Origin of the sequence: Salinicola sp. RZ23, from assembly GCF_003206675.1 — a bacterium.
GTDB lineage: Bacteria > Pseudomonadota > Gammaproteobacteria > Pseudomonadales > Halomonadaceae > Salinicola > Salinicola endophyticus.
Genome location: NZ_PZJK01000007.1, coordinates 76,783 through 90,833 on the forward strand (window position 1 = coordinate 76,783; position 14,051 = coordinate 90,833).

A 14,051-nucleotide genomic window follows, 5' to 3' on the forward strand; every position below is an offset into this window, starting at 1 on the left:
CCTGCTCGAAGTCCTCATTCAAAGCCCTCAGTCGAAGCTTCTCATCGAGAGCCGCGACTCGGCCCCACTACTCGAACCCGCCCTGGGCCTTCCAATGCGCCACCAGGGTCGGCACGCCCTGGCTGGCGGGTTCAGCGATGGGCGCTACGCCCGGCGGGGCGAGGTCTCGCGCCTGGGGGTCGACCAGCCAGCAGGGGGCGTCCAGCGGTGCCTGTTCGAGCAGCAGCGCCGCCGGCATCACTGCCAGCGAGGTGCCGACCACCAGCAGCGCATCGGCCTCGGCGACGATATCGCAGGCTTCGGCGTAGCGCGGCACCGACTCGCCGAACCAGACCACGTCCGGGCGCAGCTGGCTGCCCTTGTCGCAGAGATCGCCCAGGGCGATGCCGCCGCGGGTGAGCGGATAGCGCAGGCCATCATCGACCGAGGAGCGCGCCAGCAGAATCTCGCCATGCAGATGCAGCACCTGGGTCGAGCCCGCGCGCTCGTGCAGGTCGTCGATGTTCTGGGTGATCACGTCGACCCGGAAGCCGGCCGCTTCCAGCTCGGCCAGTGCGCGGTGGGCGGGATTGGGCCGGGCCCGGCGGGTCTGCTCGCGACGCTCGTCGTAGAAGCGCAGCACGCTGGCCGGATCGCGCGCCCACGCCTGGGGCGTGGCGACATCCTCGACCCGATGGTTCTCCCACAGGCCGTCGCCGTCACGAAAGGTCTTGAGCCCGCTCTCGGCGCTGATGCCGGCACCGGTGAGCACGACGAGGTGAAGGGAGCGAGTGTCGGTCATGGAAGATCCCTGGGTTGGCGCATCGCTTGTCTGGGCACCCTAGCACGGCACCGCCGTGGCGACACTTGAGATCGCCCTGCCCAGCCCCGACAATAGCGCCCCACGCCACGACCCCGACAATTTCGATGACCGCCGCCACGCCGCCCCTTCGAGTGATCTATCGCGACGCCCAGCTGATCGCGGTGGCCAAGCCGCCGGGGATGCTGGTGCATCGCACTGCCCTGGCCCGCGGCGAGACGCGTTTCGTGATGCAGACCCTGCGCGACCAGATCGGCCAGCACGTCTTTCCGGTGCACCGGCTCGACCGCCCCACCGGCGGCGTGCTGGTGTTCGCGCTCGACTCCCAGGCCGCCGCTGCACTGACCCAGGCGTTCACCGACAAACTGGTGACCAAGCGCTATCTGGCGGTGGTGCGCGGCTGGGGGCCGGAGGCGCTGAGCGTCGACGCCCCGCTGCGCGAGGAGGATGGCATCCGGCCCAAGGCGGAAATGCCGGCCCAGCCGGCGCTGACTCACCTGCGCCGGCTCGCCTGCGTCGAGATTCCAGTGGCGATCGAACGTTATCCGCAGTCGCGCTACGCGCTGATGGAGGCGCGCCCGGAGACCGGCCGGCGCCACCAGATCCGCCGCCATCTGGCGCGCTGCGGGCATCCGATCATCAACGATGCCAAGCATGGCAAGGGTATCCACAATCGCTATTTTCGCGATCATCTAGGCTGCCCGCATCTGCTGCTGCACGCTGCCGAGCTGCGCCTGTGGCACCCTTATGCCGAGCGCTGGCTGACGCTGACCGCGGCGCCGGATGCCGCCTTCGCCGCGCTGCTGGCGCGCTTCGGCTGGCAGGCCCACACCGGTAGCGACAGCGCCCGCTTCGACCCGCCCAGCGTCGCCCAGGCCGCCACCGCGACGCTGGCAGAACCGAACCCCGAGAGCCCATGACCGACGACTACGACTTCCGCTTCGGCGGTATCCGCCGCCTCTATGGCACCCGCGCCGCCCACGCCTTTCGCTACGCCCATGTGGTAGTGGTCGGGGTCGGCGGCGTGGGTAGCTGGAGCGCCGAGGCGCTGGCGCGCTCGGGCATCGGCAAGCTCACCCTGATCGATCTCGACGATGTCTGCGTCTCCAACGTCAACCGCCAGCTCCACGCCCTCGACGGCGAGATCGGCAAGCCCAAGGTGGCGGTGCTGGCGGAGCGCTGCCGCGCGATCTGGCCAGGTATCCAGGTGGTCGCCGATGAAGCCTTCATCACCCCGACCAATCTGGCCGAGCGCATCCCTGCCGACGCCGACCACGTGATCGATGCCATCGACCACGTCGGCGCCAAGGCGGCGCTGATTCACTACTGCCAGCGGCGCAAGCTGGCAATCACGGTGACCGGCGGCGCCGGTGGCCAGAGCGATCCGAGCCGTATCCAGGTGGCGGATCTCACCCGCACCGAGCACGATCCGCTGCTGGCCAAGGTGCGCTCGAAGCTGCGCCGGGATTACGGCTTCTCGCGCAATCCCAAGCGCCGCTTCGGCATCGAGTGCGTCTACTCCGACGAACAACTGGTCTACCCTGGCAGCGATGGCGAGGTGTGTCAGCACAAGCCGGCACCGGGTCAGGCCACCCGGCTCGACTGTGCCGCCGGTTTCGGCGCGGTGAGCGTGGTCACCGGCAGCTTCGGCTTCACCGCCGCCGCGCGGGTACTCAGCCGGCTGGCGCGGCGCGCCCAGGCGGCGCCCGAAGCTGGCGCCGAGAGCCCCCCGGTAGCCGAGCCGGACGCCACCTCGCCCGCTGCTTCCCCCACGCAGGAGTCCGCATCGCATGAGTGATTCGAGCCGCCCGGTTCCGGGCATCTACCGCCACTACAAGGGCCAGCTCTACGAGGTGCTGGATGTCGCCCAGCACAGCGAGAGCGAAGAGCGTCTGGTGATCTACCGCGCGCTCTACGGCGACTACGGTCTCTGGGCCCGGCCGCTGGAGATGTTCTGCGAACAGGTCGACGTGAGCGGCGAACCGGTGCCGCGCTTCGCCCTGGAGAAGGCGTTCCGCTGACCGATCGGTCAAGTCCTGCCCGCATTTCTCCGCCCGAGAGTGGCTGTCTGCGCGGCCCCATGACGGGTATAATGCGCCGCTTTCCAAACCGTATCTCGACGCCGCCTGACAACCCACAAGCCGCGGCGGTCGAGCCTTTCCCCCGGGAGGAAGCATGAGCGTACGCGTCGGCGTCATCATGGGGTCCAAGTCGGACTGGTCGACCCTTTGCCATACCGTCGAGACCCTGGAACAGCTCGGCATCGAGCATGAAACCCAGGTGGTCTCCGCCCACCGCACCCCGGATTTGCTGTTCGAGTACGCTGAGACCGCGGCCGAACGTGGGCTCGAAGTGATCATCGCCGGCGCCGGCGGCGCCGCGCACCTGCCCGGCATGTGCGCGGCCAAGACCCGCCTGCCGGTGCTGGGCGTGCCGGTCAAGTCGAGCACGCTTTCCGGGGTCGACTCGCTGCTCTCGATCGTGCAGATGCCGGCGGGTATCCCCACCGCCACGCTGGCGATCGGCCGTGCCGGGGCGATCAATGCCGCGCTGCTCGCCGCCGCCATGCTGGCCAACCACGACCCGCAAGTCCGCACCGCGCTGGAAGCCTACCGCGCCGAGCAGACGCGCAAGGTGCTCGAGTCTCCCGATCCGCGCCCCAGCACCCCCGACCACGACCAGAGCGAGAGCTGATCATGCGAATCGGAATCGTCGGTGGCGGCCAGCTCGGCCGCATGCTCGCCCAGGCCGGCGCCCCGCTCGACCTGCGCTTCACCTTTCTCGATCCGGGCAGCGAACCCTGCGCAGCGGTGCATGGTGAGCATCTGCAGGCCGACTGGCAGGACCCGACGGCCCTCGAAGCGCTGATCGCCAGCTGCGATGCCATTACCTTCGAGTTCGAGAACGTGCCGGCCGAGGCGGTCGCCCGTCTCGCCGAGCAGCGCCCGGCCTTCCCCCCGGCCCAGGCGCTCTCCACCGCCCGCGATCGCTGGCTGGAGAAGTCGCTGTTCCGCGAGCTGGATATCGCCGTGCCGCCGATCGCACGCATCGACAGCCAGGCCGATCTCGACGCCGCGGTGGCCGAGATCGGCCTGCCCGCAGTGGTCAAGACCCGTACCCTGGGCTACGACGGCAAGGGCCAGAAGGTGATGCGCGACCCCGCCGATGTCACCGGTACCTTCGCCGAGCTCGGCGGCGTGCCGCTGATTCTCGAGGGCTTCATCGACTTCGATCACGAGATCTCGGTGATCGCGGTGCGCGCCCGTGACGGCGAGATCCGCCACTGGCCGGTGGTACGCAACGCGCATCGCCAGGGCATCCTGCACTGTTCGGTACCCCAGGTGTCGCACCCGCTGCAGGCCCAGGCAGAGGATTACGCCAGCCGGGTGATGCGTGAGCTCGACTATGTCGGAGTGATGGCGTTCGAGTTCTTCGTCACCGACGCCGGCCTGCTGGCCAACGAGATCGCCCCGCGGGTGCACAACTCCGGCCACTGGAGCATCGAGGGCGCGGTCACCAGCCAGTTCGAGAACCACGTGCGCGCGGTGGCCGGACTGCCGCTGGGCGAAACCGCACGTCTGGCGCCCTGCGCCATGCTCAACGTGATCGGCGCCTTCCCCGAGCGTGACGCGGTGCTCGCGCTGCCCGGCACGCGCTGGCACGACTACGGCAAGGCGCCCCGGCCGGGCCGCAAGATCGGCCATATCACGGTGCTCGCCGCCGACGACGAGACGCTGGCCGGACGTGTCGCCGCGGTGGAGGCGCTGCTGGTCAACGATCTGGGCTAGCCACACTCCTGAGGTGGCTGGCGCGCGCTGCGCCCACGTCAGCTACCGCGCCCTTGCCCGCAGCCAAGACGTGAGCAAGCAGAATGAAAAAGGCCCCGCTGTNNACAGCGGGGCCTTTTAGGTTCCAGCCTCTTGCTGGCGCTGGCGGGGTCAGCTCAGACCCGGCCCGCGGAGCGCGTGCAGACTGCGCTCACTCCTTCTCGTCGCCGAACATGTGCTTCTGCAGATAGTTCTGGATACCGACCTTGTCGATCAGGCCCAGCTCCGCTTCGAGCTTGTCGATGTGCTCTTCTTCGTCGTCGAGGATCTTGATGAACAGATCGCGGCTGACGTAGTCACGCACGGATTCGCAGTAGGGGATCGCTTCCTGCAGGTCGGCACGCGCCTTGTGCTCGATCTTGAGATCGCTCTCCAGCATCTCCTTGGCATTCTCACCGATGTTGAGCTTGCCCAGATCCTGCAGGTTGGGGATGCCTTCGAGGAACAGGATGCGCTCGATCAGCTTGTCGGCGTGCTGCATCTCCTCGATGGATTCGTCGTACTCCCACTTGGCGAGCACGTTGAAGCCCCAGTCCTTGTACATCTTGCTGTGCAGGAAGTACTGGTTGATCGCCACCAGCTCGTTGCCGAGGACGGTGTTCAGATAGCTGATGACCTTCGGGTCGCCTTTCATTGTCGTGTTCTCCTCATGGGTAACTGGCGAGGGGAGGCAGCTTCGCGCGCTCCCTGACGGAGTACGCTACCACAGGGTGGCGCTGGTCCGATGGTGGCAGTATCCACAAGGCATCGAGAAATTACAACTATTACAGTAACTTACGAAATTTTCTCATCTGCCAGCGATTGGCAGGTGATAACGCGGCTGATAACGAGTCGCGCTGCGCCCGGCGCGCATCGCAGACACACCGGCTCGCCTACTCTTAGGGGATAGCCGGCAACTTGGACTACTTAGCGGAATTTCAGCAGCAGGAAGCGTTGGCATCACATGGAAAGGCAGGAATAAAGACTACCCGTGATGCGGAAAGGCAAAAGCGCGAAGGCGGGGAAAGCTGTCGATACGACCTGTCGTGGAGACGCAAAAAGTGGATACGCAAAAAGAGGAGGCGAACAACAGGCGACACACGCGGCGAGGCTGGCGCCCGAGAGGTCACACCGCGTAGGCGAGGTCCGGGTCGAAGCTCAACTGCTCGCTGATCGCGTCACGCATCACCCGTTTGCCGGTGCAGGCGCACTTGCCACACTGGCCGGCGCAGCCGGTGACTTCGCGCACTTCGCGCCAGCTGCGGGCGCCATCGCTCACGGCGTTCTCGATATCGCGGTCGGTGACACCCTGGCAGAGACAGACGTACACGGCAGATCCTCGCACTCAACGTAGGAGTGAATGTAAATGATTCGCATAGGCACTTTCAAGTCCGAATCACAATCATCTCGCTCACGTTAGCGCCGCTTCCTTAGCGCAGACTTAGCACAGGTATCAGCCGCCCTCTTCCGCCCTCTCTCTCGCTCGGACCGACCACCGCATCCCGGGACTCAGATGCCATCCGACGCCCCCGAACCCACGCTAAACGACCCAACGTGAAACGCCCTCACGTGAAACGCCCCAACGCAAGACGCCGCACTCCAGGAGTGCGGCGTCGTCTTGTGCGATGAGCGGGGAAGCGAAGCGCTCGGGCAGGATCAGCCGGTGCGGCGCAGCAGCCAGAAGCCGAGCAGATAGCAGACCGCGGTAGGCACCACCACCGCCAGCGACGGGGAGAAGCCGAACAGCACCGAGGCGGGCGCCAGCAGATCCTGCAGGTACTTGAACGACAGCCCCACGATCACGCCGTAGAAGATCCGCGTGCCGGCAGCGACACTGCGCAGCGGGCCGAACACGAACGACGCCGCCAGCAGCACCAGCCCCGCCAGGGTGACCGGGAGCAGGCTCTTCTGCCAGAAGTAGAGCAGCGGCTGGGTCGCCTCCTGCCCCTGGGAGCGCAGATAGCTGGCGTACTGCCACAGGCTGCTCATGCGCTGACTGTTGAGCGGGCGCAGCAGGCGGTTGAGCTGGGCCGGCGTGAGATCGGTGTGCCAGATGGCGGTGGGCTGGGACTCGACCCGGGTGCCGTTGGCGTCGAAGTAGGTGGTCTTGACGTTCTCCAGCGTCCACGCCTTGCCGTTCCACACCGCGCGTTGGGCCTCGGAAGCTTCCACCAGACGCTGGCCGTCGTACTCGTAGCGGCGCACGTTGATCACGGTGTCGTCGGCGCGGATGGTGCCGAAGCGGTAGAAGTTGTCACCTTCACGCTGCCAGCCACCGCCACGTTCGAGCACCGCATCGGCGCCCTCGGACTGTTCCAGGCGCCAGGCCGCGGCGTGCTGCTCGGTGGCCGGGCTGACGAACTCGCCGATGCCCATGGTGATCAGGATCACCAGCAGCAGCGGCTTGAGCACCCCGATCAGAATGCGTCCGAGCGAGCGCCCGGCGGCGCGCATCACGGTGAGCTCGTTGCTCGAGGCCATCGACCCCAGCCCCACCAGCGCACCGATCAGCACCGCCACTGGGGCGTATTCGTAGAAGCGCCACGGCAGCCGCATCAATAGATAGAGCAGCACGTCGAAGGCGGAGTAGTTGCCGGAGACATCACCGAGGTCGTTGATGTAGGAGATCACCAGGTCGAGCCCCAGCACCATCACCTGCACCACCAGCATGGCGCCGAGGACATTGCGCGCGATGTAACGGTCGAGACGATCGAGCAGCATCAGCGGCCTCCTTGGCGCTGGTCGCGGCGCAGCAGAATCAGGCCGAGCAGCAGATAGACGCCGTGGATCGGCCACATGCCGACGCCCGCCGGCAGGCTGCCACGGGCGATCGCGTCCTGGGCCGCGAGCAGCAGACTCAGATAGCTGACATGCAGGAACAGCGCCGGCAGCAGCTTGGCGAAGCGCCCCTGACGCGGATTGACCCGCGATAGCGGCAGTGCCAGCAGGGTCAGGATCGGCACCATCAGCGGCATCGACAGGCGCCACTGCAGCTGGGCCATCGACTCGTCGTCGCCCTGATCGATCAGCTTCGCGGTGCTCATCAGCTCGGTGTCGTCGCCGATATCGGTCTCGCCGTCGGTGGAGAGACGCACCGCATAGCTGCCGAAGGCGAGCCGCTCGGCCACCGGGCTACCCGGGTCGACGCTGTAGCGGGTACCGTTGGAGAGCACCAGAAAACGGCTGCCGGTCTTGGGATCGACGGTCTGGTAGCCGCTCTCGGCGCGGGTCACCACCTGCTGGCCGCCATCACTGCCCTTGCCCTGTTCGCTGATGAAGACATCCTCCATGCGCGAATGGTCGTCATTGAGTGACTGGGTGTAGGCGGTACGGCCGCTGCCGAAATCCTGGAAGCGCCCGGGGGTGAGCAGCGAGAAGTCGAGCTGGCTCTTCTGCTGCTCGATCAGACGCTCGTTGTGCAGCGCACCGTAGGGGGTCAGCCACAGGCTGCAGGCGCCGACCACCGCGGCGATCAGCAGTGCCGGCAGCAGCGTGACCTGGAGCAGGCGGTTGGGGCTCATGCCGCAGGCCACCAGCACGGTGATCTCGCTGTTGAGATAGAGCTGTCCGTAGGCGAGGAGGATGGCGATGAAGAACGCCAGCGGCAGTACCAGCTCCATGAAGCTGGGCATGTGGAACAGCATCAGCGAACCCAGGGCGCTGAGCGGCAGCTCGCCCTGGGCGGCGTCGGTGAAGTAGCGGATGAACCGGCTGCCCATGATCACCAGCAGCAATACGCCGGCGACTGCTGACATCGTCAGCAGGATCTCGCGGGTCAAATAGCGGAATACAATCAACATCGACTCCTGATCTGGCTTCCTGCCAGCGCACGGCGTGCGTTCCGGCGGCGGGTGGGCTTGTGCATCGCCCCCCCGCTTTGCGTAAACTGAGGCGTCTTGCGGGCTGCGCCTGCAACACCGGGCGCTGCGCCGGGCACTGGCGCGGCCCCGGCCATTATCCCGATTCCCCGCGCACTTGTCTCGTTGCCGAGACCTGTGACGCGAAGCCAGCGCAATCGTTCATTGGAGACGACATGGAATTTTCCGTACTCAGCGTCAACCCGGCCAAGGTCGAGACTGCCTGTCTGGTGGTGCCGCTGTTCCAGGATGGCGAGTTGCTGCCCACCGCGGCCAAGCTGGATGACGCCAGCGAGCGGTTGATCGCGCAGCTGCTGGAGCGCGGCGACTTCACCCCCAACCTGGGCGACGTGCAACTGATACCGTTCGCCCCGGGACTCTCCGCCGAGCGCCTGCTGCTGGTGGGTCTGGGCGAGCGCGCCAAGTTCAACGAAGGTGGCTTGCGCAAGGCGCTGGATGCAGCCTTCGCCGCCGTTGCCAAGCTGCCGGCGGACAGTGTCGCGGTGGGCTTCAGCGATGCCGTCATCGCCGACCGCGATATCGCCTGGAACACCCAGATGACCCTGGATGCCGCGACCCAGGCGGTCTACCGCTTCAACGCGTGCAAATCCACCCCGAGCCCGCTGCCGGCCCTCGCCCGGGTCGAGCTGCTGATCGCCGACAGCGGCCAGAGCGAAGCCGCCGAGCGCGGCGCGCGTATCGGTGCCGCTCTCGGCGACGGGGTCAACCTGGCGCGGACCCTGGGCAACCTGCCAGGCAATATCTGCACCCCCAGCTATCTCGCCGACCAGGCCGAGACGCTGGCCGGTGAAGCCGGTGGCAGCCTCGGGGTCGAGGTGCTCGACGAAGCCGAACTCGAAGCGCTCGGCGCGCATTCCCTGCTCGCCGTGGGCCGTGGCAGCGCCGAACCCTCCAAGCTGATCGTGATGAAGTATCTGGGCGCGGAGGACGCCGAAGAGGCGCCCCACGTGCTGGTGGGCAAGGGCATCACCTTCGATACCGGCGGCATCTCGCTCAAGCCGGGCGCCGGCATGGACGAGATGAAGTTCGACATGTGTGGCGCGGCGAGCGTGTTCGGCACCATGAAGAGCGTGATCGCGCTCAAGCCCAAGCTCAACGTGATCGCCATCGTCGCCAGCGCCGAGAACATGCCGGATGGCCGCGCGATCAAGCCGGGCGATATCGTCAAGACGCTCAAGGGGCTTACCGTCGAGATCCTCAACACCGACGCCGAGGGGCGCCTGGTGCTGTGCGACGCCCTGGCCTACGCCGAGCGCTTCCAGCCGGCCAGCGTGGTCGATATCGCCACCCTCACCGGTGCCTGCGTGATCGCCCTGGGCGACCACGCCAGCGGGCTCTTCTCCAACGACGACGACCTTGCCCTCGACCTGCTCGAAGCCGGCGAAACCGCCTGGGACCGCGCCTGGCACATGCCGATGTGGGACGACTACCAGGCCCAGTTGGAGTCCAACTTCGCCGATCTGGCCAATATCGGTGGGCGTCCGGCGGGCAGCATCACCGCCGCCTGCTTCCTCTCGCGCTTCGCCGACAGCTACCCCTGGGCGCATCTGGACATCGCCGGTACCGCCTGGCACAGCGGCAAGCAGAAAGGCGCCAGCGGGCGTCCGGTGGGCCTGCTCACACGCTATCTGCTCGACCGCGAGAGCGAGCACGTGGTGACCGACGAGACCTGAGCGCGGTGTCTTTGAGCCACAAAGGCGCCCAGCCGCCGCTCACCGGTCGTGATTGACCGATGACGCCGGACCGGTGGTGACCCACCGCTGCAAACCAGAGCCCGTCGAGACGCCCCGCCCGGGGCGTCGCGGCGGGTTCTTTTTGATTTCCCCCTCTCGGGGGCTCATGACCCGTATCGACAAACCGACAAGGAGTGCCGCGGCATGTTCATCGTCTCACTCACCTACAAGGTGCCTCTCGAGCGTATCGAGGCGCATATCGAAGGCCACATGGCGTGGCTCGAGGACGCCTACGCCCGCGGGCTGCTGATCGCCTCCGGGCGCAAGGTGCCGCGCAGTGGCGGCGTGCTGCTCTCCCACGCCGAGCGCCCGGCGCTGGAGGCGTGCCTGGCCACCGATCCGTTCCACAGCCACGATCTCGCTGACTACGAGATCATCGAGTGTGCCATCACACTGACCGCCCCCGGCTTCGAAGCGCTCAAGGGCTGAGCCGATGATGCCTTGGCCGCCCCGGCGGCACGGCCAAGGCCCCTCTTCGCAGAATACGCTTTGCATGCTAATTTGACCTTTCCGCCAGCGCCGCCCCGCGTTGACGCAGCCTTGCCGGCGCGTCTTCGCCCGAGCGCGTCGTGCGGACCCACCGTCACCGATCGTATGCCCGTCGGCCGGCGCGCGAATGCCACCGCGCCGCCATCATTCGGGGCCGCCAGGAGAAGTCGCAGTGTCCACGTCAGGATTCGAAGTTCGCCTCTCGTCCAACCCGCTCGATGCCAACCTGCGCAACGAGATTCTTGCCAATCCGGGCTTCGGCCGCTTCTTCACCGATCACATGGTGCACGTACGCTGGACCAAGCAGGGCGGTTGGCAGCGCGGCGAGATTCGCCCCTACGGGCCGCTGCTGATCGACCCCGCCTCGCCGGTACTGCACTACGGCCAGGAGATCTTCGAGGGCATCAAGGCCTACCGCCACGCCGACGGCTCGGTGTGGACCTTCCGCCCGCAGAAGAACGCCGCGCGCTTCCGCGCCTCGGCGCGTCGCCTGGCCCTGCCGGAGCTGGACGACGAGACCTTCCTCGGCTCGCTCGAAGCGCTGGTGTCCCAGGACGCCGCCTGGGTGCCGACGCCGCAGAACGATAGCGAAGAGTGCAGCCTCTACCTGCGCCCGTTCATGATCGGCAACGGCAAGTCGCTGGGCGTGAAGCCGGCCGCCGAGGTCGACTACTACCTGATCGCCTCGCCGGCGGCCTCCTACTTCAAGGGCGGCGGCAAGCCGGTCTCGATCTGGCTCTCCTCCCACTACAAGCGCGCCGCCCCCGGCGGGACCGGCTTCGCCAAGTGCGGTGGCAACTATGCCGCCTCGCTGCTGGCCCAGGCCGAAGCCGAGGAGCACGGCTGCGCCCAGGTCGCCTTCCTCGACGCCGCCGAGAACAAGTGGATCGAAGAGCTGGGCGGCATGAACCTGTTCTTCGTCTACCGTGACGGCCGCCTGGTCACCCCGGCGCTGAGCGGCACGATCCTCGAGGGCGTGACCCGCGACTCGATCCTCGAACTGGCCCGCGATGCCGGCCTCACCCCGGAAGAGCGTCAGATCAGCATCGACGAGTGGCGTGACGGCGTCGCCAGCGGCGAGATCACCGAAGTGTTCGCCTGCGGCACCGCCGCCGTGATCACCCAGATCGGCGAGCTGGTGAGCGAAGACGAGCGTATCGCCACACCACCGGTGGCAGGTGAAGCGGTCAGCGCCCAGCTGCGCAAGCGCCTGCTCGATATCCAGTACGGCCGCAGCGAGGACACCCGCGGCTGGCTGATGCGTCTGGCCTGATCGCGTCCTGACGCGAAGCGGGCTCGGTATCCATTTTCACTATCGACAAGGTCCTCAAGGGGAGCCCCTATGTTCAGCCACATCATGATCGGCAGTAACGATATCGAGCGCGCCAAGCGCTTCTACGACGAGGTGCTCGGCGTACTCGGCGCGCAAGCCGGCCAGCGCTTCGAGTACGACGGCCTCCAGCGTCTCTCCTATCGTCATGACGGCAACGCCTTCGTCGTCACCGAGCCGATCAACGGCGAACCCGCCACCGTGGGCAACGGCGACACCCTGGGCTTTACCTGCAGCTCCCAGGAGCAGGCCCAGCGCTTCCACGATACCGCGGTCGCCCAGGGCGCCACCTCGATCGAGGACGAGCCGGGCGTGCGCCATACGCCGATGGGCGACCTCTTCCTGGCCTATGTGCGCGATCCCGACGGCCACAAGCTCTGTGCCGTGTATCCGCTCGAACCCGCAGCCTGATAGGCTGCCTGTCGACGCCGCGCGCCTGCGTGGCGTCGACTCTCTCACCCCGCTATCGGAGGAGTGCATGAAACCAGTCATGATCGTGACCGGTGCCGGCCGCGGCATCGGCGCCGCCACCGCCCGCATGGCGGCCCAGAAGGGTTACGCCGTGGCCGTCAACTACCGCAGCGACAAGGCCTCTGCCGACAAGGTGGTCGCCGAGATCGAGGCCGCCGGCGGCCGCGCCATCGCGGTTCAGGCCGATGTGGTCGATGAAGGCGCCATCGTCGCCATGTTCGAGACCGTCGACCGCGAGCTGGGTCGGGTCGACGTGCTGGTCAACAACGCCGGGGTGGTCGACCAGATCAGCCGCGTCGACGAGATGAGCTTCGAGCGTGTCGATCGGATGATGAAGATCAACGTGGTCGGCCCCTTCGTCTGCGCCCGCGAGGCAGTCAAGCGCATGTCCACCCGCCACGGCGGCAACGGTGGTGCAATCATCAACGTCGGCTCCGCCGCCTCACACCTCGGCGGTGCCGGTGAGTATGTCGACTACGCCGCCTCCAAGGGCGCCATCGACACCATGACCGAGGGTCTGGCCAAGGAAGTCGCCGGCGAGGGCATCCGCGTCAACACCGTGCGCCCCGGGGTGATCCGCACCACCATTCACGCCAGCGGTGGCAACCCGGACAAGCCCGATGTCGCCGGCGAGGTGATTCCGATGGGGCGTATCGGCGAGCCGGAAGAGATCGCCAACGCGGTACTGTGGCTGGCCGAAGCCGGGTTCACCACCGGCGCCCTGATCGATGTCGACGGCGGCGTCTGAGCCCGTATCGACAGGTACCGCGCCTGGTGCAGGCGCGAATGCCGAGCGCGGCGTCAGGCCTGTCGCAGGGGGAGCGGTCGCGGTTTGACAGCCGCGTCGATCCCGTGGATGACTAGAGAGCCATGGCACTGGCAGGAGACGCCCCCATGCCTCTCGAAATGTGGCTCGCCTTCGTGGCGGCATCGACCCTCATGTTGGCGATTCCCGGCCCGACCATCCTGCTGGTGATCTCTCACGCACTGAATCACGGACGTCGCGCCGGCGCCGCCACCGTGGGCGGCGTGGCGCTGGGTGATCTCACCGCCATGACCGCCTCCATGGCAGGCCTGGGGGCACTGCTGGCCACCTCGGCCACGCTATTCAGCGTGTTGAAATGGATCGGCGCCGCCTACCTGATCTACCTGGGCGTCAAGGCGTGGCGTACGCCGACGATGCCGATCGCCGACGAGGTGACGAGTGCCGCGCCAGACACCTCCCCAGCCAGCGCCAACCATCGGCTCTTCTGGCACGCCTACGTGGTCACCGCACTCAACCCCAAAAGCCTCATTTTCTTCGTCGCGTTCGTGCCGCAGTTCCTCACCCCGCATGCCCCGCTGCTCCCGCAGATTGCGCTGATGGAGGCGACCTTCGTCATCCTGGCCACGCTGAATGCGGCGCTCTATGGGTTACTCGCAGCGACGGCGCGTGACAGAATCCGCAGCCCACGCGTTCAGCGGGTCGCCAATCGCATCGGTGGCACTCTGCTGATCGGCGCAGGCGGTGTCACCGGCATCTACCAACGGACCCAATGACAGACG

At 67.0% G+C, this 14,051-nt stretch carries 16 protein-coding genes; 11 read left to right on the plus strand and 5 right to left on the minus strand.

Annotated features, from left to right (window positions below; all coding sequences use genetic code 11):
* Positions 1 to 67: 67 nt before the first annotated feature.
* On the minus strand, positions 68 to 781 hold the full coding sequence (locus tag DOM67_RS06535) for a Sir2 family NAD-dependent protein deacetylase (RefSeq protein ID WP_110674844.1): 714 nt from the start codon (positions 779 to 781) through the stop codon (positions 68 to 70).
* A gap of 125 nt (positions 782 to 906) precedes the next feature.
* Here DOM67_RS06535 and DOM67_RS06540 point away from each other — a divergent pair, with 125 nt between their 5' ends.
* From DOM67_RS06540 to DOM67_RS06560, 5 genes are all read left to right on the plus strand, one after another.
* Entirely contained in the window at positions 907 to 1,719 is an 813-nt protein-coding gene (locus tag DOM67_RS06540) for a pseudouridine synthase (protein ID WP_110674845.1), read from the plus strand.
* Positions 1,716 to 2,597: a tRNA cyclic N6-threonylcarbamoyladenosine(37) synthase TcdA gene (gene tcdA, locus DOM67_RS06545; RefSeq protein ID WP_110674846.1), complete on the plus strand. Its 882-nt coding sequence runs from the start codon at positions 1,716 to 1,718 to the stop codon at positions 2,595 to 2,597. The genes DOM67_RS06540 and tcdA overlap by 4 nt, the downstream gene beginning before the upstream one ends.
* Positions 2,590 to 2,820: a DUF1653 domain-containing protein gene (locus DOM67_RS06550; RefSeq protein ID WP_035473994.1), complete on the plus strand. Its 231-nt coding sequence runs from the start codon at positions 2,590 to 2,592 to the stop codon at positions 2,818 to 2,820. The genes tcdA and DOM67_RS06550 overlap by 8 nt, the downstream gene beginning before the upstream one ends.
* Positions 2,821 to 2,974: 154 nt before the next feature.
* A complete protein-coding gene (gene purE, locus DOM67_RS06555) occupies positions 2,975 to 3,493 on the plus strand; it encodes a 5-(carboxyamino)imidazole ribonucleotide mutase (protein WP_110674847.1) in 519 nt (172 codons plus the stop codon).
* Between the two features lie 2 nt (positions 3,494 to 3,495).
* Positions 3,496 to 4,587: a 5-(carboxyamino)imidazole ribonucleotide synthase gene (locus DOM67_RS06560; RefSeq protein ID WP_110674848.1), complete on the plus strand. Its 1,092-nt coding sequence runs from the start codon at positions 3,496 to 3,498 to the stop codon at positions 4,585 to 4,587.
* A 190-nt stretch (positions 4,588 to 4,777) separates the two neighbouring features.
* Here the strand turns inward: DOM67_RS06560 and bfr are convergent, their stop codons facing one another.
* From bfr to lptF, 4 genes are all read right to left on the minus strand, one after another.
* Positions 4,778 to 5,260, minus strand: a complete 483-nt coding sequence (bfr, locus tag DOM67_RS06565; protein ID WP_110674849.1) for a bacterioferritin — start codon at positions 5,258 to 5,260, stop codon at positions 4,778 to 4,780.
* A gap of 471 nt (positions 5,261 to 5,731) precedes the next feature.
* Positions 5,732 to 5,935, minus strand: coding sequence for a (2Fe-2S)-binding protein (locus DOM67_RS06570; protein ID WP_110674850.1), 204 nt, complete (start codon positions 5,933 to 5,935; stop codon positions 5,732 to 5,734).
* 326 nt (positions 5,936 to 6,261) lie between these two features.
* Positions 6,262 to 7,326 (minus strand): LPS export ABC transporter permease LptG, encoded by a 1,065-nt coding sequence (lptG, locus tag DOM67_RS06575; protein ID WP_110674851.1) that lies wholly within the window; start codon positions 7,324 to 7,326, stop codon positions 6,262 to 6,264.
* Positions 7,326 to 8,402: an LPS export ABC transporter permease LptF gene (lptF, locus tag DOM67_RS06580; protein ID WP_188115195.1), complete on the minus strand. Its 1,077-nt coding sequence runs from the start codon at positions 8,400 to 8,402 to the stop codon at positions 7,326 to 7,328. Before lptF ends, lptG begins: the two co-directional genes overlap by 1 nt.
* A gap of 236 nt (positions 8,403 to 8,638) precedes the next feature.
* On the opposite strand from lptF, the gene DOM67_RS06585 reads away from it, so the two are divergent.
* The 6 genes from DOM67_RS06585 to DOM67_RS06610 all read left to right on the plus strand — a co-directional run bounded on the left by DOM67_RS06585 (position 8,639) and on the right by DOM67_RS06610 (position 14,045).
* Entirely contained in the window at positions 8,639 to 10,156 is a 1,518-nt protein-coding gene (locus tag DOM67_RS06585; RefSeq protein ID WP_110674853.1) for a leucyl aminopeptidase, read from the plus strand.
* Between the two features lie 204 nt (positions 10,157 to 10,360).
* Positions 10,361 to 10,645, plus strand: a complete 285-nt coding sequence (locus DOM67_RS06590) for a YciI family protein (RefSeq protein WP_110674854.1) — start codon at positions 10,361 to 10,363, stop codon at positions 10,643 to 10,645.
* A 232-nt stretch (positions 10,646 to 10,877) separates the two neighbouring features.
* On the plus strand, positions 10,878 to 11,978 hold the full coding sequence (locus DOM67_RS06595; RefSeq protein ID WP_232825158.1) for a branched-chain amino acid aminotransferase: 1,101 nt from the start codon (positions 10,878 to 10,880) through the stop codon (positions 11,976 to 11,978).
* Positions 11,979 to 12,047: 69 nt separating this feature from the next.
* The gene (locus DOM67_RS06600) at positions 12,048 to 12,446 is read left to right on the plus strand and encodes a VOC family protein (protein ID WP_110674856.1); all 399 of its coding nucleotides are present in this window, start codon (positions 12,048 to 12,050) and stop codon (positions 12,444 to 12,446) included.
* Positions 12,447 to 12,513: 67 nt separating this feature from the next.
* Positions 12,514 to 13,254, plus strand: coding sequence for an SDR family oxidoreductase (locus DOM67_RS06605; protein WP_110674857.1), 741 nt, complete (start codon positions 12,514 to 12,516; stop codon positions 13,252 to 13,254).
* Positions 13,255 to 13,400: 146 nt separating this feature from the next.
* Positions 13,401 to 14,045 carry a LysE family translocator gene (locus tag DOM67_RS06610; RefSeq protein ID WP_110674858.1) on the plus strand — a complete coding sequence of 215 codons (645 nt, stop codon included), beginning with the start codon at positions 13,401 to 13,403 and terminating at the stop codon, positions 14,043 to 14,045.
* Positions 14,046 to 14,051 lie beyond the last annotated feature (6 nt).

What these genes read in the sequence shown, in the direction of transcription:
- DOM67_RS06560 (WP_110674848.1), top strand. Translation starts at nt 3,496, where the DNA reads ATGCGAATCGGAATCGTCGGTGGCGGCCAGCTCGGCCGCATGCTCGCC.
- lptG (WP_110674851.1), bottom strand. Translation starts at nt 7,326, where the DNA reads ATGCTGCTCGATCGTCTCGACCGTTACATCGCGCGCAATGTCCTCGGC.
- DOM67_RS06540 (WP_110674845.1), top strand. Translation starts at nt 907, where the DNA reads ATGACCGCCGCCACGCCGCCCCTTCGAGTGATCTATCGCGACGCCCAG.
- DOM67_RS06605 (WP_110674857.1), top strand. Translation starts at nt 12,514, where the DNA reads ATGAAACCAGTCATGATCGTGACCGGTGCCGGCCGCGGCATCGGCGCC.
- DOM67_RS06550 (WP_035473994.1), top strand. Translation starts at nt 2,590, where the DNA reads ATGAGTGATTCGAGCCGCCCGGTTCCGGGCATCTACCGCCACTACAAG.
- DOM67_RS06610 (WP_110674858.1), top strand. Translation starts at nt 13,401, where the DNA reads ATGCCTCTCGAAATGTGGCTCGCCTTCGTGGCGGCATCGACCCTCATG.
- bfr (WP_110674849.1), bottom strand. Translation starts at nt 5,260, where the DNA reads ATGAAAGGCGACCCGAAGGTCATCAGCTATCTGAACACCGTCCTCGGC.
- tcdA (WP_110674846.1), top strand. Translation starts at nt 1,716, where the DNA reads ATGACCGACGACTACGACTTCCGCTTCGGCGGTATCCGCCGCCTCTAT.
- DOM67_RS06535 (WP_110674844.1), bottom strand. Translation starts at nt 781, where the DNA reads ATGACCGACACTCGCTCCCTTCACCTCGTCGTGCTCACCGGTGCCGGC.
- purE (WP_110674847.1), top strand. Translation starts at nt 2,975, where the DNA reads ATGAGCGTACGCGTCGGCGTCATCATGGGGTCCAAGTCGGACTGGTCG.
- DOM67_RS06590 (WP_110674854.1), top strand. Translation starts at nt 10,361, where the DNA reads ATGTTCATCGTCTCACTCACCTACAAGGTGCCTCTCGAGCGTATCGAG.
- DOM67_RS06600 (WP_110674856.1), top strand. Translation starts at nt 12,048, where the DNA reads ATGTTCAGCCACATCATGATCGGCAGTAACGATATCGAGCGCGCCAAG.
- DOM67_RS06585 (WP_110674853.1), top strand. Translation starts at nt 8,639, where the DNA reads ATGGAATTTTCCGTACTCAGCGTCAACCCGGCCAAGGTCGAGACTGCC.